We start from the raw sequence: 19,805 nt of genomic DNA, 5'->3' as shown, positions 1-19,805 counted from the left end.
TCTATTTTCCAAACCTCTTACGATACCCGCATTTTCTACATAGTTCCTCTACTGCTACTCTACGTGAAAATCCATCTACAAGATTTTTTGCTCTATCCCTTTCGATAATCTCAGAAAATGAAGCATCATTAATATTTCCAAGGTTAATGATTCCCTCACCATCTAAACAACAAGGAATAACAGTTCCATTTGCTAAAATACCTGCTTGATTTCGAAGCCCATGACAGAAGCCCTTTCCATCGTCTTCCTCTTCATGCAAGGCCGGCCACTGAAATTCGTAATCTTGGTTAATGAAAATGCGATCCGCAATCTTCACACCACTCCCTGGTGTAATTCTTTCTTCAATTTTGTATGACAGATCAAATTCTTTCTCAATCATTTCTAATAACTTTCTATTGCGCTGTATTTCAAGATTCGTCTTATTGTCTTGTGTCAGATTCCATAATCTCAGCGAAACAATTAATTCCGATTGGCTCGTTGCTTCCCTAATAAAGGAAAGTATACTTCTTACATAGCCTTCTTTATCTTCAGATCCTGGATGACCATCAAAACTATGAAGTGAAAAATTCATCTGTCTTAGTGCAGGTTTATTTAATAATTTATGCCTCTTTTTATTAATTAACGTTCCATTCGTTGTAATATTAACTTTAAATCCTTTTTCATGGCTTAAATCTAATAATTGATCTATTTTAGGATGAAGCAGCGGCTCACCTTTTACATGTAAATAAATGTAGTCTGTATGAGGTTTAATTTGGTCTAATCTCTTAGAAAATTCCTCCACAGAAAGAAATTGCTTCTGTCGTTCCGTTGGCGGACAAAAGCTACATGCAAGATTACATACACTCGTAATCTCTAAATAAAATTTCTTAAACTTTTTCAACCTCAATTCCCCACTTCTTTACCTACTTAGAACAAAATGAAAAATTGTTCTATCAATATTACAGCACAATTTTTTATAAATAGAAACAAACTTATACAAGGAAACTAATTTTACCATTTTCTCTGTTTAGAAGAACATAATTACATTGTACTTATCTCACTGGAACCTAAAAGATAATTCATTCAATTTATCCCGCATTAATGGGCAGTAAGACTCCCACCTCAAGATCCAGAGAGAAACGAGGAAGATAGGCAAGGGATTAACTGCTCATAAAAGCCGGATTGGTGAAGGCTAATAATCAGTGGGGGATGAAGAAAACCTACTAATTACAGGTTCACTTTATAGCGAAGCATTAAAAAGACCATCAGGGGGTTTTCTCCAATGGCCTACATAATAGTCACGATCTAATAGATAACTACAATATTATAAAGTGAAAATTTCATACAGCTTATTCTTCTACATATCGAATTACCTTAATCGTTGTACCACATCTAACAGGTAGTTCCTCTTATTTATGATATGGTTCACCGTAACTAATCTAAATGAGGTTATTGTTCATTATTTTCATAATTAAATTTAACAAAAAAGGTAGTTCCTTCCGATCCTGTTTGAATTTCTATTTTTGCATTATGACGGGCAGCAATGGCATAACATACGCCTAACCCCAATCCAGTTCCATTATCTTTGGTCGTGTAAAATGGAGTACCCAGTTTCTCTAATACTTCAGGCCTGATACCTTTTCCTTGATCCCGCACTGCAAGCACCACACAATTTTGACCTTCCTTATAGGTGCTAATGGTTAGAACTTTCCTTGTGCTCATCGCCTCTAAGCCATTACGGTATAGATTTATTAATAATTGCCGTATCTCATTACGATTTAAAAGTAATTCTGGAATGTCATTTGTATCGACTTGAATATATTTATTTTGATTATACGTATCAATCTTTATTAAAGGAATAATATCGTGGATAATTGAATTTAAATCTAACATCTGCAAATCCGATTTCCTTGTATTACCCATTGAGAGAAATTCCGTAATAATAGAATTGGCACGGTCAAGTTCTTCAATCATTAAATTAAAGTACTTATTATGTTTCTCATAGGTGTTCTCTTCTTTTAATAACTGCAAAAATCCTCGTACTGTTGTCATTGGATTTCTAATCTCATGGCTGATACCTGCTGCCATTTGCCCTATTAAATCTATGTTGGATAACCTTTTCAATTCCTGCTCATATTGCTTTTTTTCCGTTATGTTTTTAAAAATACAACAAATACCATCATCATACGGGTATGCAATAACTTCATGCCAATATTCATCAGAGGTAGAAAGAAATTCGAAATGAACTGTAGTTCGCTCTGACATTGCACGATGAAATTCCTTATACATAACTGTGTCGACGTTACTCGGGAAAACCTCCCATATATTCTTACCTAATACATCTTTTGCTGTTTTTCTTTGTGGGAAATATTGATGCTTATTTACGTACGTAAATTCCCATTTATTATTCAAAGTAAAGAATCCATCCGTAATACTTTCAATCACACTTGTAACTTTCTCATTAGCAGCAGCTAGTTCTCTTGTTCGCTCCTCCACCATGCTTTCAAGTTGATCCATATATAACAAGTTTGAAAACGTAGGAGCTGTGGCATCAACGATAGATTTTGCCAGTTGAATTTGGGAATTATCGTAATTGTGGGCTTTTTCCTCTTTGCCAACGACGATTACCCCTAATACTTCTCCCATTGAAACCAATGGAATCATCAGTAGACCCTTACTATCTATATTTTTTGTTTGAATAACCTCTTGGATCTTGGCTTCATAGCTTTTCTCCATCCAATCCGCTTCTGTCCAATCACAGTCCTTGCTTAACTTCGTTATTTTAATCGTTGTTTTGTCTAGCGGGTCTAAAAGGTGAGCAGCCATGTTTTTACTCTCTAAAATCTGTCCTAAGTAAAAAAAACATTTATCAAAACTCTCCTGTATCGAGGAACACATTGATAAATCACGAGTAACATTTAGTAACAGCTGCTTCTCGGCAATAAGGTTTTCCTTTTGTGTTAAATTATTTGCGTTTTGAATTGCGACCGCAGCCATATTTACATAAGCTTCAACACTTTGAATTTCTGAATCTGTTAAGTTCATTGGCGTTCCATAATCAAATAAAAAAACCAGACCAAATAACTCTTGCCCAAATGAGATAGGCAGAGCTAATAAGGACTTAATTTTGAACGCATCAACTGGTCTCGGATCCGGCCGATGATCCTTTGAGGTATCAGAGATATAGATGGTTTTTTTGGTTTCAATAACTTCTTTTGCCAGTAAGTCTATTTCAGGATCAATTACCTGAGTATCGAGCGTTACGCTATTTATGGTCTCTGGTTTTCCTGCAAACCCTCTAAATGTTCCATCTTCCTGGGGTAAATAAATTCCAACAGCGTTGCATTGAACAATCTCCTCTGATATCGCCATTGTTACACGCTGCAATACTTCACGTAGTTCTAATTTTGTATTTATTATTTTTGTTATATTCGCGAGCCTAGAATATCTCGTCTGATCACTTAACATTCACATAGCCTCCAAATTATAGGCATAATAAAATAAACATGATAATATTAGTGAAAATCAAGACCAACCTGCCATTTTCGATTTTCCCCTGTATTCTTTTCTTACCCTTGTTTTACATAGAATACCTCACTTACTTATGATACGGTTCACCACGATTAATCCGAAATGCACGATACACTTGCTCTAAAAGAACCAATCTCATCAACTGATGCGGCAGTGTCATTTTCGAGAATGAAAGTGATTCATTAGAGCGCTTCATCACTTCCGAGCTAAGTCCTAATGATCCCCCAATAACAAATGCTACTTTGCTTTTTCCATATGTAGCAAGGCGATCAAGATTCGCTGCAAATTCTTCTGATGACTTTTGTTTTCCTTCAATTGCTAATGCAATAACATGCGTATCATCTGAAATTTTATCCAGTATACGTATACCTTCTTTTTCTTTTACAATTAACATTTCTGCTTCACTTAAATTTTCTGGTGCCTTTTCATCCGGCAATTCAATCACTTCTACTTTTGCGTACGCAGAAAGTCGTTTTAAGTATTCTGCAATACCTTGTTTCAAATATTTTTCTTTTAATTTCCCAATTGAAATAATCGAGATATTCACATGTATTCCCCACCTTACAAACACGTTATCCACAAAACTTATCCACATATCCACAAGTATTACCCACATATTGTGTGAGAATCTGTGTTCGATACAACATATGTCGCCTTGTTTTGACAAAATTCACATGTTTTTTGTTCTTTTTCTGAGTTATCCACACTGTTGATAACCGGTGCAACTTCGCACTCATCCACAATGATATCTAACGCTAATTCTACATGCTCTAAACAACAAGGTAACTTCATATTTTTCACCTCACTATTCCACAATAGAAAACAGGAGGATTGTCCTCCTGTTTTCTTAATGGTTTTGACGGCCTAATTTCACTGTTGTTGTTGCCCGTTTTGTACCACGATAAAACGTCAGAGTCATTTTATCGTCAATCTTTTTATTATATAATACCGTTCGGAATCCGATAATATCATGTACTGTCTTACCGTCAATGGCCACAATTACATCATGTTCCCGAAGTCCCGCATCTGCACCTGGTGATGGGCTTTTCACATCTAAAATGCAAACGCCACTCGTTACACTACTTGGTAAATGCAACGTTTCAGACCAGTAATAATTCGGAATTTCATTTAAAGATCTAAGTTCAACCCCAACATAAGGTCGTCTTACTTTTCCATGCTTTTCAAGCTCATTCATAACAGGAACTGCTCTTGTAACTGGGATAGCAAGTCCAATACCCTCTACTTCCTTTGCTGCAATTTTCATCGAGTTAATTCCAATTAATTGTCCTGCTGCATTTACAAGTGCACCGCCACTATTGCCTGGGTTAATAGCTGCGTCTGTTTGCAATACTTCTACTTGCCAGTCATAATGCCCATCCTGATCTAAGTCTACAGGAACAATTCTCTCATTTGCAGAAATAATCCCTTGCGTAACGGTTCCTGAGAATTGTAATCCTAGTGGGTTTCCAATTGCAATTACCGCTTCCCCACGGCGAACCGTATTTGAATCCCCTATCTCGATAACTTTCTTTACGGGTTTCGAATCTATTTCTAAAACTGCTAAATCTGTAACTACATCACTACCTAATACTTTACCAGGTACTTTTTTACCATCGCTTAAGCTCACCTCAATGCGATTTGCTCCTGCGATAACATGATGATTTGTTACGATATAAGCATGGCCATTTGTTTTCTTATAAATGACGCCTGATCCTGTCCCAGATTCTGAGTCTGCTTCTGAAAAGTTATCACGTTGGATGTTTATTACACCAACAACCGCTTCTGATGCACGATCAACAGCATCGACAAAACCAGAATGGTTCGCTGTTTGTGATTGCTTTACTGTCATATTCTCTTCACTTGCCTCAGCTTGCTGCAAGGGGCCAGTTTCAGATTCAGAAAATAAAGGGGCTCCAAATGCAAATAATGAAGCCCCAACAATCGTTCCTACTATACTAGAAATAACAATACCTTTATGCTTCTTTTTACCTGTTCGTTTCATACGAAATTCTTCTTCATCAATAAAGGACATACTTGTTCACCAATCCTTCCGAAAACAACTATATTCACCTTTATTGTTTACTAAAATGAAGAATTATACGTATTGAATTTTTGTTGGGGCCTTTGGATCCGTATCATGTATCTCAAAAGCGTCTCCAACTGCAAAACCTTTCTCTTCTAGCACCTGTGCAACTGACATACGTGCTAGTTCTTTCATATTATTATCTAAACTCAAATGCGCTAAATAAATATGTTTCGTCTCATCTGTGATAACATCAGTCATTGCAAGTGCTGCATCTTCATTAGAAACGTGACCCACATCGCTTAAAATGCGTCGTTTTATACTCCATGGATAGCGTCCCATACGAAGCATTTCAACATCATGATTACTTTCAAACACAAAGGCATTTGCTCCTTTAATGATACCTTTCATACGATCGCTTACATAACCCGTATCTGTAATAAGAGCCAATTTCCTACCATTATGATGAAATGCATAAAACATCGGCTCTGCCGCATCATGTGAAACACCAAATGATTCCACTTCAATATCTCCAAATGTTTTCACATCACCAATTGAGAAAATGCACTTTTGGTCAATTGGAATGTTTCCAATTAAATGTTCCATAGCATTCCACGTTTTTTCATTTGCATACACAGGTAACTGATATTTACGTGCTAAAACGCCGAGACCTTTAATATGATCACTATGCTCATGTGTTACAAGGATACCTGATATGTCTTGAATATCTAGTTCAGCTTGCCTAAATAAAGCCTCTGTCGCTTTTCCACTCAAGCCTGCATCAATGAGCAATTTTTGTTTCTCAGTCCCTACATATAGCGCATTTCCTGTACTGCCGCTTGCAAGTACACTAAAATGCAAACTCATTTCTGCTCACTCCATTATTTTTTCTTTTTCATTTTCCTTTTCTTTCTCTAACTTCATAACCTGTCCCTCAATAGCATTTACAAAATAATCTACTTTTCGATCTGTTTTTAAATTCCATGTCGGAGCAAGAACTTGTATATTAGAAGCTGCAGATGTGACAAGAGTCGCATATCCAATCTGCGCTTCTTTAAAATGCGTATTTTGTTTTAGTTTTATTTCATTCTTAAAGTATAAATTTTCTACAGCAGTTTGAGCTGTAATAATCTCTTGCTCTTTTGCTTTTTCATTGTCACCCATCTCTTTTAAATCGGTTAACATTGTTTGTGTATACGAAACAAATTCACCTTTCTCATTTACATCGACAACAATCATCCCATGATCATTATAAAAGATAGGTTTGTCTTTATATTTTTGAAAGAAATAGATTTTCGTCGCTTCTGCTTTACCAAACTCATATTTCTGACCATCTAGCACATAATTTTTCAAAAAATCACTATAGTTATCTTTAGACAGTGTTTTCGCAATTAATAATGGTTCTTTTAATTTACTTATGATTGTGTTTCCATCTTGTAAAGTTACTGTTTGGTTTTTTAAGGAATGGATGTCCTCTTCTTTAAATTCCTTATTTTTTGCTGTAATAAAGGAACCTTTCTTTGGTTCTTTCGGTAAATCACCAATAGTAATTTTGTCATCCTTCAATTGCTGATCAACTTTTGTTTCTGCCATTAACTCTAATTGGTTACTATCCTGCTTTTGAATGAATTGAAACACGAGGAAGAGGTCTAAAATAAAAAAGGTAACAATAAATATTGTCTTAATCCGATTCCAGTCCAATTAGCTCTCCCTCCTTCTCTTCACTCCACTCAAATACTTGATGATCTTCACCATAAATCACATACCAAATCGGCTTTAAGCTTACAGTTGCATGCCCATTTGGTCCATTTGGTCCATTTTCTGGTACTAATTTATAACCAATTCCTATATCTTGAATTAACTTTTTATCTAGAGTCGATTTTTTTTGTAACGATTCTATAACGGTCCATCCAGATGGAAGTACGGTCTTTTTATCCTCACTTTTATCAATTAACAAATTAAATATAAATAATGGGCGCTTATAGCTAATTAATTCTTCCGCTCCCCATACTTGTGTTAATTCAGTCATGCCTTCGCTATTAAATACTGGTAAATCTTCTTCATATAAACGGAACTTTGTTTTTCCTTTGGAATTTAGATAATCAAATCTATATGCATCTGTTAAGCCGCTATGACTATTAACAAATTCGAAACTTCTTTGCATAAGGATGTTTCCATCCATAGGTGCACCGCTAACCACGGATGAATTTGTATACTTTAACATTCGGTTCTGCTTATTGATTTGCATAAGACGAATACCATCCGTATAAGTTTCTTCTAATTCATTAGAAATAGGAGTCACATAACGTGGGTCACTAAACAGTGCATTTTTAAATGATTCTACAGGCAAATCCTGTGTAAAATATAAAAGATCCTGCATTTCTGTTGAACCATCCGGTAAAAATATTCTTTTTGTATCATTTATATCATACGGAAAATAAGGTCTTGCTAAAGCTAAAAATTGATTTTGTGTATTTACAATGTCACTTAGATTCACACCTGTTAATGTCATTCTATACACTTTACGATGGTTATAAGAAACGAAATTTACATCAATATTTTGATCACGACTTTTAGAAGGATCGACAACAATACGATCAAAATTATACATATCTAATTTCTTATCTTTAATTGTTAATACGCCCCTAATCGCATCAAACGGAACCTCGGTCGGAAAGACAATTTCAATCTTCCCTTCTCCATGCACATAAGAGAGGAAATCACTTTTAGAGATAGAGTTCGTGATATCCTTAAAATCATGTAATTCACCTTTCTCAATAACTCCATATAACAAGTTAATATTCTCTCTCTTTTCACTTGCAAAATGCTTCTTATCCTTATGAACAATCATAGAGGATGGGACGATTACATTTGAAACATCTTTTTTTATTGCATCTGCATTTCCTTGGACAAATTTTGTGCTTTGCATCGAATTAGAGTCTGGTACATACGTCCATAAATTAAAAGTAAGAAACAGACTAATGACAACTAGGTTAATAAGAACGATGGTTTTAAAGTTTTCCATATTCATTCCCAATCGTCCTCTTCTTCCTTCGCCATTGGAAGAGTGAAATAAATGGTTGTCCCTTTTCCTTCTTCACTTTTTGCCCAAATAGATCCACCATGCGCCACAATCATTTCCTTAGCAATAGCTAAACCTAGGCCTGTTCCGCCCATCTGTCTTGAACGCGCCTTATCTACACGATAAAAACGTTCGAAAATCTTCTCTACATTTTCTTTTGGAATCCCCATCCCTTGGTCACTCACACTAATTTCTAACATATCCTCTCGATCACGCAGGCGATATGTTACTGTTCCACCTTCAGGAGAGTATTTTAAAGCATTCGAAATAATGTTATATAAAACTTGTGTAATTTTATCGGCATCCATATCAATGAATCGAGATCTTTTAGAGAATGAACGTTTAAAGATTACATTTTGTTCTTTCGACATTTCAAAACGATCGATAACATTATTAAAGAAATCTGTAAAGTCTACCCATTCTTTCATTAAACGATGTTCTGTACTATCTAATTTAGATAATTGTAATAATGCATTCACAAGACGAATCATTCTTTCTGTTTCTTCTTGTGTAACTGCTAAAAATTGCGGTGCAATATTCGGATCTTGCCACGCACCATCACTAAGTGCCTCTAAATAGCTACGCATCGTTGTTAACGGTGTCCGTAGTTCATGTGATACATTCGCCACAAACTCCCGGCGCTCACGGTCGATGCGCTCTTGTTCTGTCACATCATATAATACAGCGATTAAACCATTTGCTTTACCTGTTTCCTTTTGAATAACGGAAAAACTAGCTCGCAGAATATACGGTTCATTTCGCGTACTGAAATCTAATAAAACAGAATCTGGTTCTTCATATAGATGATCGAGTGTAAATTCCTCTTGAATACCTAATACTTCTAAAACAGACTGATCTAATGCCGTTTCACGTGAAACGTTTAACATCTTTTCAGCAGGATCATTTAATAAAATAATATCTCCTTTTCGATCAGTAGCAATTACTCCATCTGTCATATGAGATAAAACAGACGAAAGCTTACGTCTCTCACTTTCAGTCGAAGAACGTGCTTGTTGTAATTTTTTTGATAAATTATTAAACGCTAGTGCTAATTGACCAATTTCATCATGACTATGGACTTTTACTTTACGAGAGTAATTTCCCTTTGCCATTTCAATTGCTTGTCTTCGCATATCTGAAATTGGTCTTGTAATTGTTTGAGCTAATAAAATTCCTAAAACTGCTGTTACTAATAAAGCAATCACTGTTCCGGTTGCAAAAATTTGATTGATATCCTTCATCTGCTTATAAACATCTTCCATAGAAGCAACGATATGAATAACACCAATTATTTTCCCCTTATCGCCTTCAATCGGGGTTGCCATAACTTGAACGCGATGACCAGTACTTCCATCCTTCTCAATCTTTCCTTCAGCCTTTTTTTGCACAAGGGCCCTTTGCACTGATATGTCTGTTATTGTTTTCCCTACCATCCCTTGTTTAGATGGAGATGGATTAGATATTGCTAGCAGGCGCCTGTTCGGGTCAATAACACGTACTTCTTGAATATCCTTTTTCCGGTCTAAAGCAAAATCAGTAATTGATGTTTGAAGCGCCTTTTCTAAAGGTGTATCTGTTTTTCCACGCTCTTTTGTAAACTCCTGCTTCAAATTATAGGACAGTAGATTCGTTTGCTGCGTTAACGAATCTTTAAAGCTTTGTACGAGACTTTTCTCAAGTTCCCGAACAAAATATACACCAATAACCTGCATTGCTATCAAAATTAATAGCATATATATGAGCACAAATTTTAAATGAATCGACTGAAAAAAACCAACTTTCTTCATATACTATTCCTGCTCTGGATCACGCAAGTAATACCCTACTCCACGTCTTGTTACAATTAAAGTTGGGTGACTTGGATTATCTTCAATTTTTTCACGCAAACGACGCACTGTTACATCTACTGTGCGTACATCCCCAAAGTAATCGTAACCCCAAACTGTTTGCAATAAATGTTCACGTGTCATAACTTGTCCTAAATGCTTCGCCAAATAATGAAGCAATTCAAATTCTCGATGTGTAAGTTCAATGCTTTCTTCTCTCTTCGTTACACTATAAGCGTTTGGATTAATAACAATCGGTCCAATAACCATTTCTGTGTTTTCTTCTTTTTCAGCTGAACCACCTTGTTGATGACGACGCAAGTTGGCTTTTACACGAGCCAATAATTCACGCGTACTAAATGGTTTTGTTACATAATCATCTGCACCAAGCTCAAGCCCTAACACTTTATCGATTTCAGAGTCTTTTGCAGTTAGCATAATGATTGGCATTTCAGAGCTTTTTCGTATTTCACGACAAACCTCTAATCCGTCTTTCCCTGGTAACATAATATCCAATAAAACCATATCTGGTTGTTCCTCATTTGCCTTTTCAATAGCTTCGTCACCGTCATGTGCCATCACAATTTCAAAGCCTTCTTTTTCTAAGTTGAATTTCAAAATATCTGCAATCGGTTTCTCATCATCAACGACTAATATTTTCTTTCCCATCATCGTGTATTTCCTCCTAATAAAAATATGGTCAATCATTCTCAAACACGCACAGCTATCTGTAGGCATATAACCAAACAATCGCATCCTTTGTTTGAGTATTTTCTCCTCTATTCTCATAGAATCACGTATGAGCCACATATACGTGGCTCACTATACGATCTACAGAAAAACCTCTAGCTTCAACTGCTAGAGGCTCCTCATTCTATTGTAAAATAACTACTCTCATTTGTAAAATTGAACAATATAAAAAGGATATTAAGTGGGCCCACTTAATATCCTGAGAGTGGCTCGGGACGGAATCGAACCGCCGACACGAGGATTTTCAGTCCTCTGCTCTACCGACTGAGCTACCGAGCCAAAACATATATATAAAACCACTAATGGTGGTATAAACAAAAGTGGCGGTCCCGACCGGGGTCGAACCGGCGATCTCCTGCGTGACAGGCAGGCATGTTAACCACTACACCACGGGACCACAAACATATATAAAAGATATGACCCGTACGGGATTCGAACCCGTGTTACCGCCGTGAAAGGGCGGTGTCTTAACCACTTGACCAACGGGCCACGAAAAACAAAATGGTGAGCCATGAAGGATTCGAACCTTCGACCCTCTGATTAAAAGTCAGATGCTCTACCAACTGAGCTAATGGCTCATACTCACCAACGTCATATTTTCGTGACGACAAGAGTTATCATACCATAATAACTTTTATTTTTGCAATACTTTTTTTTATTTTTTTATAAAAGATAAGAAAAACTCATGTTCACATGAGTTTTTCTTAAATAAACCAATTCTATATCAATTAACCGCCGTATACGTTACGAACGATGTTTGTTTGATTACGATCCGGACCAACAGAGAACATAGATAATGGGATACCTGTTAATTGAGACACACGCTCTACGTAATGTCTTGCATTTTCAGGAAGTTCAGCTAATGTTTTTACACCAGTGATATCTTCAGTCCAACCTGGAAGTTCTTCATATACAGGCTCACATTTCGCTAAAATGTTTAAGTTTGCTGGAACTTCATCCAGAACTTCTCCATTATATTTATATGCAATACAGATTTTCACGGTTGGAATACCTGTTAATACATCAATAGAGTTTAAAGATAGATCTGTTAAACCACTAACTCGGCGTGCATGTCTTACAACAACGCTGTCAAACCAACCTACGCGGCGTGGACGACCTGTAGTTGTACCATATTCACGGCCAACTTCGCGAATTTGATGACCAATTTCATCATTAAGTTCAGTAGGGAATGGACCGTCACCAACACGGCTTGTATATGCTTTACATACACCTACTACACGATTGATTTTAGAAGGACCAACTCCAGAACCGATTGTTACACCACCAGCAACTGGGTTAGAAGATGTAACGAATGGGTACGTACCTTGGTCGATATCAAGCATTACGCCTTGTGCACCTTCAAATAATACACGGCGCCCTTCATCTAATGCATCATTTAATACAACAGATGTATCGCATACGTATTGTGCGATTTTTTGACCATGCTCAAAGTACTCTTCAAAGATTTCATCTGCATTAAAGCCTTCTGCATCGTACATTTTTTCAAATAGACGATTTTTTTCTGCTAAATTGCGTTCAAGCTTTTCTTTAAATGCTTCACGATCTAAAAGATCAGCCATACGAATACCAACGCGAGCAGCTTTATCCATGTATGCTGGACCAATACCTTTTTTCGTTGTACCGATTTTGTTATCACCTTTACGCTCTTCTTCTAATTCATCTTGTTTTAAGTGATAAGGTAAAATAACGTGCGCACGATTACTAATACGAAGATTATCAGTGCTTACACCGCGATCATGTAAGTATTTTAATTCTACAAGCAATGCTTTTGGATCTACTACCATACCGTTTCCGATAACACAAATTTTTTCTTTATAGAAAATACCAGATGGAATTAAGTGTAATTTATACTTAACACCGCCGAAAACAATTGTATGTCCTGCGTTGTTTCCACCTTGATATCTTGCAACTACTTCCGCATGTTCAGAAAGGAAATCAGTAATTTTACCTTTTCCTTCATCGCCCCACTGTGTTCCTACAACTACTACTGAAGACATTATTCAAGCACCTCCGCAATTTTCAAACGAACTTTTCAAACAATATAATTGTACCAAAATGAAAAGAGAAGTCAATTTAAAAACGAACATTTTTTTATCTTTAATCTATTTCGTTCGTAAGAATTCTTTATTCACACTATGAAAGCCCTATCTTTTGTTCATAAAAAAAGAAACACATCTTATTATAAGAAATGTGTTTCTTTTTTATACTTCTACTATGCCGGTGGTGCATGTCCATCGTCAAAACGCCGCTCCAAGTTTACGAATTTGTTAAACTCCTTCACGAATGCGAGCTCTACAGAACCTACCGGACCATTACGTTGCTTTGCAATAATAATTTCAATCGTATTTTTATTTTCCGTTTCGCGATCATAGTAGTCTTCACGATACAAGAATGCTACAATATCGGCATCCTGCTCAATACTCCCTGACTCACGAATATCAGACATCATCGGACGTTTATCTTGACGAGATTCAACACCACGAGATAGCTGGGATAAGGCAATAACAGGCACTTGTAGCTCACGCGCAATTCCCTTTAATGTACGGGAAATTTCAGATACTTCCTGCTGACGGTTTTCACCAGATTTTCCACTACCTTGAATAAGCTGTAAGTAATCAATTAGAATCATGCCGAGTCCCTGCTCTTGTTTTAACCTGCGGCACTTCGCACGAATCTCACTAACACGAATTCCCGGCGTATCATCAATATATATTCCAGCATTCGAAAGGCTTCCCATTGCCATTGTCAACTTCGCCCAATCATCTGAAGTTAACGAGCCCGTACGAAGCCTTTGTGCATCAATATTTCCTTCTGCACAGAGCATACGCATAACAAGCTGATCAGCACCCATTTCTAAACTGAAAATCGCTACATTTTCATCTGTTTTAGTCGCTACATTCTGTGCGATATTCAGCGAAAAGGCCGTTTTCCCCACTGAAGGACGGGCTGCCACAATGATTAAATCGTTACGCTGAAATCCCGCTGTCATTTTATCTAATTCAGTAAATCCAGTCGGTATCCCTGTGACTTCACCTTTTTGATTATGCAAAAGTTCAATTTTATCATAAGCATCTACAAGAACATCCTTAATATTTTGGAATGCTTTTGCATTTGTTTGATGTGATACTTCTAATATTTTTTTCTCCGCTTCATTTAGCAAGCCTTCTACATCATCTTCACGTTCATAACCATCTGATACAATGTGAGTTGCTGTTCGAATCAAACGACGCAAAAGTGCTTTTTCTGCAATAATACGTGCATAATACTCTACGTTAGCTGCTGTTGGAACAGCTTCCGCTAATTCAGCTAAATAGGAAACACCACCAACTTCTTCTAGTAACCCTTGGTCAGCAAGTGCTGCTGTTACAATAACTAAATCAATTGGTTCTCCTTTATCAGATAGCTCAAGCATAACCCCAAAAATCTTTTGGTGTGCTGTCCGATAAAAAGATTCAGGTAGCAGCAGTTCTGAAGCTGAAGTTAACGCATCTTGATCGAGGAAGATCGCCCCTAGAACTGCTTGCTCGGCCTCTATATTATGCGGAGGGGTACGATCAGCAAGTACATCACTCATACGCAATCCTCCTTACCTAAATTATTTTTATTGTTCACTAACATGAATTTTTACTGTTGCTGTTACTTGTGGATGTAATTTTACAATTACGTTTGTATATCCTAATGCACGAATTGCATCATCCATTTCAAATTTGCGTTTATCAAGCTTAATATTATGTGCTTTTTGCATTGCATCTACAATTTGTTTGCTTGTAATAGAGCCGAATAAACGACCGCCTTCACCAGATTTCGCTTTTAACTCTATAGTTAATTTCTCTAAAGTTTCTTTTAATTTTTTAGCATTTTCAAGTTCAGCCGCTGCATCTTTTTCTTCTTTACGCTTTTGCGCCTCTAATGTCTTCATACTACTGTTAGTTGCCTCAGCAGCTAATCCTTGTTTTAATAAGAAGTTATTCGCGTAACCGTCCGGTACGTTTTTTATCTCTCCTTTTTTCCCTTTACCTTTTACGTCTTTTAGAAAAATTACTTTCATGATTGTGTGCCTCCCTGTAAATAGTCATCAATAACAAATTGAAGTTTATCTTCAGCTTCATCGACCGTTAAGTTTTTCATCTGTGTAGCAGCATTCGTTAAATGTCCACCGCCACCTAGGTTTTCCATAATTAGCTGTACGTTCACTTCACCTAAAGAACGTCCACTAATTCCGATAAAGCTTTCCCCACGTTTTGCGATAACAAAAGATGCAATTACTCCTGTCATCGTCAACAACGTATCAGCTGATTGCGCAATTAATACTTGATCGTAATATTCATCACCAACTACTTTGGCAATGGCAATTCCATTTTTATAAATGTAAGCATTTTGAATCGTTTTTGCAACTCGTAAATACTGCTCCATATCTTCTTTCAGTAATTCTTGCACAAGAACTGTATCTGCTCCGTGCGAACGTAGGTAAGAAGCCGCATCAAATGTACGAGCACCTGTCCGGAAAGTAAAGCTTTTTGTATCTACTATAATACCCGCCAGTAATGCTGTTGCTTCTAACATTGTCATTTTTAAACGTTTCGGCTGATATTCAAGAAGCTCTGTGACAAGCTCAGCTGTAGAAGATGCATATGGCTCCATGTATACAAGAAGAGGATCCTCAATAAATTCTTCACCACGGCGATGATGGTCAATCACAACTACATTTTCAATCTTATGCAACAGCTTTTCCTCCATCACCATGGAAGGTTTATGAGTATCAACAACAACAAGCAATGAGTCATCCGTTGCAAATTCCATGGCCTGCTGTGGCGTAATAAAATGAGACCATAATTCCTCATTTTGTTTCACTTTATCCATTAAACGTTTAATACCTTTATCAGAATCGTTCTCGTCTAATACAATGTACCCTTCACGTTCGTTTAACTGCGCTACTTTTAAAATTCCAATAGCCGCCCCAATTGCATCCATATCAGGAGCCCTATGGCCCATTACAATAACATTACTGCTCTCTAATACTAAATCTTTTAGTGCATGCGAGATAACCCTTGCACGTACACGCGTACGTTTTTCAACCGGATTTGTTTTACCACCATAAAACTTCACTTTGCCTGTTGCTTGTTTAATCGCAACTTGGTCTCCACCTCGTCCTAAAGCAAGGTCTAAGCCAGATTGAGCCATCGCTCCAAGCTCTGATAAAGATAAGTCGCCCGATCCTACACCAATACTTAGTGTAAGTGGAATATTTCGTTTTGATGTTTCCTCACGTACTTGATCTAAAATATCAAACTTTCCTTTCTCCATTTGCGCCAAAACACTTTCATTTAACACAACGAAGAAACGCTCTGAAGAAGCTCGTTTTAAATATGCACCATATTTGAGAGCCCACTCATTCAAGCGTGATGTCACCAAGCTCGTGATGTTTGTACGTAATTGATCATCCAATCCTTGTGTAACTTCATCATAATTGTCCAAATAAATAATCGCGAGAACTGTACGCTGGTCCTCATACATTTTTTCAATTTCTGTTTGCTCTGTTACATCAAAGAAGTAAATTAACTTTTCTTCTTTCCTTACAAACACACGAAACTTACGATTATTTAAAGATACAATATCATCAGCTGTTTCTCCTTTAATAAAGAGAAGTAAGGTTTCTGACACATCATACAAATGCCATCCCGCTAAAGAATGCTGTCCCAAACAAGAAGACAAGTAAGGATTTGCCCAATCAATTCCATAATCCCTATTGTATAACAAAATACCAATTGGCATTTGATTAAATGCCTCATTACTGACTTTCTTTACCCTTGTAATCATATCCGTTGTATACTTTTCAAAATTCCTTTGAAAAGCTAGCTCAGATCGAATTACAAAAAAGAGTACAATACAAAAAATAAAAAAAGCGGCCATTCCCATTATCCAGTGAAAGTAACCAAGAATGGCAATAAGCACAAACATAAAAAAAGCCAATACGTAAACAGGATATAAAAACCGCTGTCTCTTATAAAGTTCAGGCATGTATCCAACTCCTATAAAGTAAAACTAACACAAATAGGAAATCCTTTCATTCCCATCAATGGTCAGTTGAACAGATTAAACGCCCCTAAGTTAAACTTCCACTAAAGTCTTACATCAAATAATAAACTTTATATAAATACAAATTGAAAAACTAATATAAAACCTTACTTTTTTTAGGTGGGAGAGAGCATCCGGCCATACATAGAAGCGATCAGATCCTGTCCCCGCCCGCTCCAATTTAAAACAAAGAGAGAAAACAAGTGCAGATCATCTTGCGTTTGCATAGCAGTAACTTACCTGCGAAAACATCAAAAGGAGTTATCCCAAAAAATACATTTGGTAATGGAAGTTTCACCGATCTCCTCATCCCTCGTTCTCGCTTATTTCGATTGTATTTTAGAACGTAATGAAGAGCCTAAATCAATTATACCTAAGATTGTCACTAGAGGAAACAACATCGGAATCACCATACATACGACAAAGCTGAGAATAGGAATTGCTTTTGCATAACCTTTCGCATGTGCAAAAAAGGCTATAAATGCAAAACCTTGGAATAAAAGAAGCAATGAAAAGATGGCATACAAATTAGAAAATGCCATATATACATATGAATCTGATTCGATTTTCATAAATGTTGAAAGTAAAATAAACACAACATAATACCAGACAATGCTTTTTGGTAATCGCGTGTCTCTAAACTTAGGCCATGGTGCTATAGTATACTTCAATCTCTTTAAAACATTACCTGCTATTAATACTGTAATCCAAGAATATATTAAAGAAACCATTACAAGCAAACTTGGTAGAAGAATTCGAAGCATATCACTGAATTGTCCTAACAAATCTTTTTGCTCTTGACTAATTGGCGCACCTGCTGCCTTCATTATTTTTTCACTTTGTTCCATTCCTTGCTTGAACATATCTTGCATTTGCTTAAGAAAATCCATGTTAAAAAATTGTATACTCACAACATAGATAAGTACAAAATTAAGCAAATACACAAGCATTCCTGCCAATAATATTTCTGTTGGTCCTTTTTTCTTCTTATACATATATCCTAAGGAAATGCCTATTATGCCTGACATGAATGTATTCACAAGACTAAGCGGCGAACTAATAATAATGGTAACAAAAATTGCTGCTCCAAAAAGCATGCATGTACTAGAAAACGGGTATCTTACCATAAACAATAAAAATGGTAATGGTAATGCAAATATCGCAACCATACTTATAACAGGTACATATAAGAATGTTAAAAGTAAAACTGCGTATACAGCTAATAAAACTGCCCCTTCTGTAATAAGACTTGTACGTTTCATTTTTACCTCCTCTTTCTAAAAAGAAAAGCATAGCAAAATGCACAGTAGAGTAAGACTCTACTGTGCATTTCATACGCTATTATTCACCAACATATGGTAAAAGTGCCATTTGACGAGCACGTTTAATTGCAACTGTAAGTTTGCGTTGGTATTTTGCGCTTGTCCCTGTTACACGACGAGGTAAAATTTTACCACGCTCAGAAACGAAACGTTTTAATAAATCAACATCTTTATAGTCAATGCGAGCGATGCCGTTAGATGTGAAGAAACACACCTTACGACGTTTCGCACGTCCACCTTTGCGTCCTGCCATGTCTATTTCCCTCCATTCTTTGTTAAAAATAACCGATCTATACCATTAGAATGGTAAATCGTCGTCCGAAATATCAATCGGTTGACCTACATTTGAAAATGGATCGTCATTCTTCGTAAATCCAGAGTTACCTGAGTTACCTGAATTACCAGATTGACCAAATGGGTTAGAGCCTTGGTTACCGTAACCAGCTCCTGATGGTTGCTGATTGAATGAACCGCGTTGCTCCCCACCGCCATTACGCGGCTCTAAAAATTGTACGCTCTCCGCAAGAACTTCTGTTACATATACACGTTTACCATCTTGTCCCTCGTAATTACGAGTTTGAAGACGTCCATCTACGCCTGCTAAGCTACCTTTTTTCAAATAATTCGCCACGTTTTCTGCTTGTTTACGCCATATTACACAATTAATAAAGTCAGCTTCACGCTCACCTTGTTGATTCGCAAATGCACGATTCACAGCTAACGTGAAAGTAGCTACCGCAACACCATTGGGCGTGTAACGTAAGTCAGGGTCCTTAGTTAAACGACCAACGAGGATAACACGATTCATCAATCGAACCACTCTCCCTATATATCTTAATTATTTTTCTTCTTCTTTAACAACGATGTGACGAAGGATATCTTCGTTGATCTTAGCTAAACGATCGAATTCTTTAACAGCTTCTGCGTCAGAATTTACGTTTAAGATCATGTAGAAACCGTCACGTAAGTCGTTGATTTCGTAAGCTAAACGACGCTTACCCCACTCTTTCGTGTTAATGATTTCTGCACCATTGTTAGTTAAAACGCCTGCGAAGCGCTCAACTAAAGCTTTTTGAGCTTCTTCCTCCATGTTTGGACGGATGATGTACATGATTTCGTACTTTTTCATTACACTTTCACCTCCTTTTGGTCTAAACGGCCCATAATGGGCAAGGAGCAATTAATTATATAGTAAT

At 36.7% G+C, this 19,805-nt stretch carries 17 protein-coding genes, 4 tRNA genes and 1 pseudogene; all 22 read right to left on the bottom strand.

The features are described from left to right. Position 1 precedes the first annotated feature (1 nt). The 22 genes and pseudogenes from AAIE21_RS21015 to rpsF all read right to left on the bottom strand — a co-directional run bounded on the left by AAIE21_RS21015 (position 2) and on the right by rpsF (position 19,738). On the bottom strand, positions 2 to 880 hold the full coding sequence (locus AAIE21_RS21015) for a radical SAM/SPASM domain-containing protein (RefSeq protein WP_343268564.1): 879 nt from the start codon (positions 878 to 880) through the stop codon (positions 2 to 4). A 548-nt stretch (positions 881 to 1,428) separates the two neighbouring features. Continuing rightward, complete coding sequence (locus tag AAIE21_RS21010) at positions 1,429 to 3,447, bottom strand: ATP-binding protein (protein ID WP_343268563.1); 2,019 nt, start codon at positions 3,445 to 3,447, stop codon at positions 1,429 to 1,431. 130 nt (positions 3,448 to 3,577) lie between these two features. Beyond that, on the bottom strand, positions 3,578 to 4,057 hold the full coding sequence (gene rlmH, locus AAIE21_RS21005; protein ID WP_001026999.1) for a 23S rRNA (pseudouridine(1915)-N(3))-methyltransferase RlmH: 480 nt from the start codon (positions 4,055 to 4,057) through the stop codon (positions 3,578 to 3,580). Between the two features lie 59 nt (positions 4,058 to 4,116). After that, on the bottom strand, positions 4,117 to 4,302 hold the full coding sequence (locus AAIE21_RS21000) for a CxxH/CxxC protein (RefSeq protein ID WP_026008486.1): 186 nt from the start codon (positions 4,300 to 4,302) through the stop codon (positions 4,117 to 4,119). Between the two features lie 55 nt (positions 4,303 to 4,357). Beyond that, positions 4,358 to 5,542 carry a S1C family serine protease gene (locus AAIE21_RS20995; protein WP_343268562.1) on the bottom strand — a complete coding sequence of 395 codons (1,185 nt, stop codon included), beginning with the start codon at positions 5,540 to 5,542 and terminating at the stop codon, positions 4,358 to 4,360. Positions 5,543 to 5,605: 63 nt separating this feature from the next. Next, positions 5,606 to 6,400: an MBL fold metallo-hydrolase gene (locus AAIE21_RS20990; protein WP_343268561.1), complete on the bottom strand. Its 795-nt coding sequence runs from the start codon at positions 6,398 to 6,400 to the stop codon at positions 5,606 to 5,608. After that, positions 6,384 to 7,234, bottom strand: a pseudogene (locus AAIE21_RS20985) (two-component system regulatory protein YycI). Before AAIE21_RS20985 ends, AAIE21_RS20990 begins: the two are co-directional and overlap by 17 nt. Then, positions 7,215 to 8,564 carry a YycH family regulatory protein gene (locus tag AAIE21_RS20980; RefSeq protein ID WP_343268560.1) on the bottom strand — a complete coding sequence of 450 codons (1,350 nt, stop codon included), beginning with the start codon at positions 8,562 to 8,564 and terminating at the stop codon, positions 7,215 to 7,217. Before AAIE21_RS20980 ends, AAIE21_RS20985 begins: the two are co-directional and overlap by 20 nt. Beyond that, positions 8,561 to 10,402: a cell wall metabolism sensor histidine kinase WalK gene (gene walK / locus AAIE21_RS20975; protein WP_343268559.1), complete on the bottom strand. Its 1,842-nt coding sequence runs from the start codon at positions 10,400 to 10,402 to the stop codon at positions 8,561 to 8,563. Before walK ends, AAIE21_RS20980 begins: the two co-directional genes overlap by 4 nt. 3 nt (positions 10,403 to 10,405) lie before the next feature. Continuing rightward, on the bottom strand, positions 10,406 to 11,113 hold the full coding sequence (gene walR, locus AAIE21_RS20970; protein WP_000971870.1) for a cell wall metabolism DNA-binding response regulator WalR: 708 nt from the start codon (positions 11,111 to 11,113) through the stop codon (positions 10,406 to 10,408). Between the two features lie 284 nt (positions 11,114 to 11,397). Beyond that, a tRNA-Phe gene (locus AAIE21_RS20965) sits at positions 11,398 to 11,470 on the bottom strand. Between the two features lie 42 nt (positions 11,471 to 11,512). Next, positions 11,513 to 11,588, bottom strand: a tRNA-Asp gene (locus AAIE21_RS20960). Positions 11,589 to 11,608: 20 nt separating this feature from the next. Beyond that, a tRNA-Glu gene (locus tag AAIE21_RS20955) sits at positions 11,609 to 11,680 on the bottom strand. A gap of 13 nt (positions 11,681 to 11,693) precedes the next feature. Continuing rightward, positions 11,694 to 11,769, bottom strand: a tRNA-Lys gene (locus AAIE21_RS20950). Between the two features lie 150 nt (positions 11,770 to 11,919). Then, a complete protein-coding gene (locus tag AAIE21_RS20945) occupies positions 11,920 to 13,209 on the bottom strand; it encodes an adenylosuccinate synthase (RefSeq protein ID WP_343268558.1) in 1,290 nt (429 codons plus the stop codon). A 215-nt stretch (positions 13,210 to 13,424) separates the two neighbouring features. Next, positions 13,425 to 14,786: a replicative DNA helicase gene (gene dnaB, locus AAIE21_RS20940; RefSeq protein ID WP_343268557.1), complete on the bottom strand. Its 1,362-nt coding sequence runs from the start codon at positions 14,784 to 14,786 to the stop codon at positions 13,425 to 13,427. A 27-nt stretch (positions 14,787 to 14,813) separates the two neighbouring features. Then, positions 14,814 to 15,260: a 50S ribosomal protein L9 gene (gene rplI, locus AAIE21_RS20935; protein ID WP_343268556.1), complete on the bottom strand. Its 447-nt coding sequence runs from the start codon at positions 15,258 to 15,260 to the stop codon at positions 14,814 to 14,816. Then, the gene (locus tag AAIE21_RS20930) at positions 15,257 to 17,230 is read right to left on the bottom strand and encodes a DHH family phosphoesterase (RefSeq protein WP_343268555.1); all 1,974 of its coding nucleotides are present in this window, start codon (positions 17,228 to 17,230) and stop codon (positions 15,257 to 15,259) included. The genes rplI and AAIE21_RS20930 overlap by 4 nt, the downstream gene beginning before the upstream one ends. A gap of 380 nt (positions 17,231 to 17,610) precedes the next feature. Beyond that, positions 17,611 to 18,549 carry a YybS family protein gene (locus tag AAIE21_RS20925; RefSeq protein ID WP_343268554.1) on the bottom strand — a complete coding sequence of 313 codons (939 nt, stop codon included), beginning with the start codon at positions 18,547 to 18,549 and terminating at the stop codon, positions 17,611 to 17,613. 79 nt (positions 18,550 to 18,628) lie between these two features. Then, the gene (gene rpsR / locus AAIE21_RS20920) at positions 18,629 to 18,862 is read right to left on the bottom strand and encodes a 30S ribosomal protein S18 (RefSeq protein WP_343268553.1); all 234 of its coding nucleotides are present in this window, start codon (positions 18,860 to 18,862) and stop codon (positions 18,629 to 18,631) included. A 45-nt stretch (positions 18,863 to 18,907) separates the two neighbouring features. After that, entirely contained in the window at positions 18,908 to 19,420 is a 513-nt protein-coding gene (gene ssb / locus AAIE21_RS20915; RefSeq protein WP_016112819.1) for a single-stranded DNA-binding protein, read from the bottom strand. 27 nt (positions 19,421 to 19,447) lie between these two features. Continuing rightward, complete coding sequence (gene rpsF / locus AAIE21_RS20910; RefSeq protein WP_003209337.1) at positions 19,448 to 19,738, bottom strand: 30S ribosomal protein S6; 291 nt, start codon at positions 19,736 to 19,738, stop codon at positions 19,448 to 19,450. Positions 19,739 to 19,805 lie beyond the last annotated feature (67 nt).

It is taken from the genome of Paenibacillus sp. 102 (assembly GCF_039549175.1).
Lineage (GTDB): Bacteria > Bacillota > Bacilli > Bacillales > Bacillaceae_G > Bacillus_A.
This window is presented reverse-complemented; position numbering and strand designations above follow the sequence as displayed.

Coding starts and splice junctions, on each gene's coding strand:
- AAIE21_RS20945 (WP_343268558.1), bottom strand. CDS start 13,209: ATGTCTTCAGTAGTAGTTGTAGGAACACAGTGGGGCGATGAAGGAAAA.
- rpsR (WP_343268553.1), bottom strand. CDS start 18,862: ATGGCAGGACGCAAAGGTGGACGTGCGAAACGTCGTAAGGTGTGTTTC.
- AAIE21_RS21010 (WP_343268563.1), bottom strand. CDS start 3,447: ATGTTAAGTGATCAGACGAGATATTCTAGGCTCGCGAATATAACAAAA.
- AAIE21_RS20980 (WP_343268560.1), bottom strand. CDS start 8,564: ATGAATATGGAAAACTTTAAAACCATCGTTCTTATTAACCTAGTTGTC.
- walR (WP_000971870.1), bottom strand. CDS start 11,113: ATGATGGGAAAGAAAATATTAGTCGTTGATGATGAGAAACCGATTGCA.
- AAIE21_RS20925 (WP_343268554.1), bottom strand. CDS start 18,549: ATGAAACGTACAAGTCTTATTACAGAAGGGGCAGTTTTATTAGCTGTA.
- walK (WP_343268559.1), bottom strand. CDS start 10,402: ATGAAGAAAGTTGGTTTTTTTCAGTCGATTCATTTAAAATTTGTGCTC.
- AAIE21_RS20995 (WP_343268562.1), bottom strand. CDS start 5,542: ATGTCCTTTATTGATGAAGAAGAATTTCGTATGAAACGAACAGGTAAA.
- rpsF (WP_003209337.1), bottom strand. CDS start 19,738: ATGAAAAAGTACGAAATCATGTACATCATCCGTCCAAACATGGAGGAA.
- rplI (WP_343268556.1), bottom strand. CDS start 15,260: ATGAAAGTAATTTTTCTAAAAGACGTAAAAGGTAAAGGGAAAAAAGGA.
- AAIE21_RS20990 (WP_343268561.1), bottom strand. CDS start 6,400: ATGAGTTTGCATTTTAGTGTACTTGCAAGCGGCAGTACAGGAAATGCG.
- AAIE21_RS21000 (WP_026008486.1), bottom strand. CDS start 4,302: ATGAAGTTACCTTGTTGTTTAGAGCATGTAGAATTAGCGTTAGATATC.
- dnaB (WP_343268557.1), bottom strand. CDS start 14,786: ATGAGTGATGTACTTGCTGATCGTACCCCTCCGCATAATATAGAGGCC.
- AAIE21_RS20930 (WP_343268555.1), bottom strand. CDS start 17,230: ATGCCTGAACTTTATAAGAGACAGCGGTTTTTATATCCTGTTTACGTA.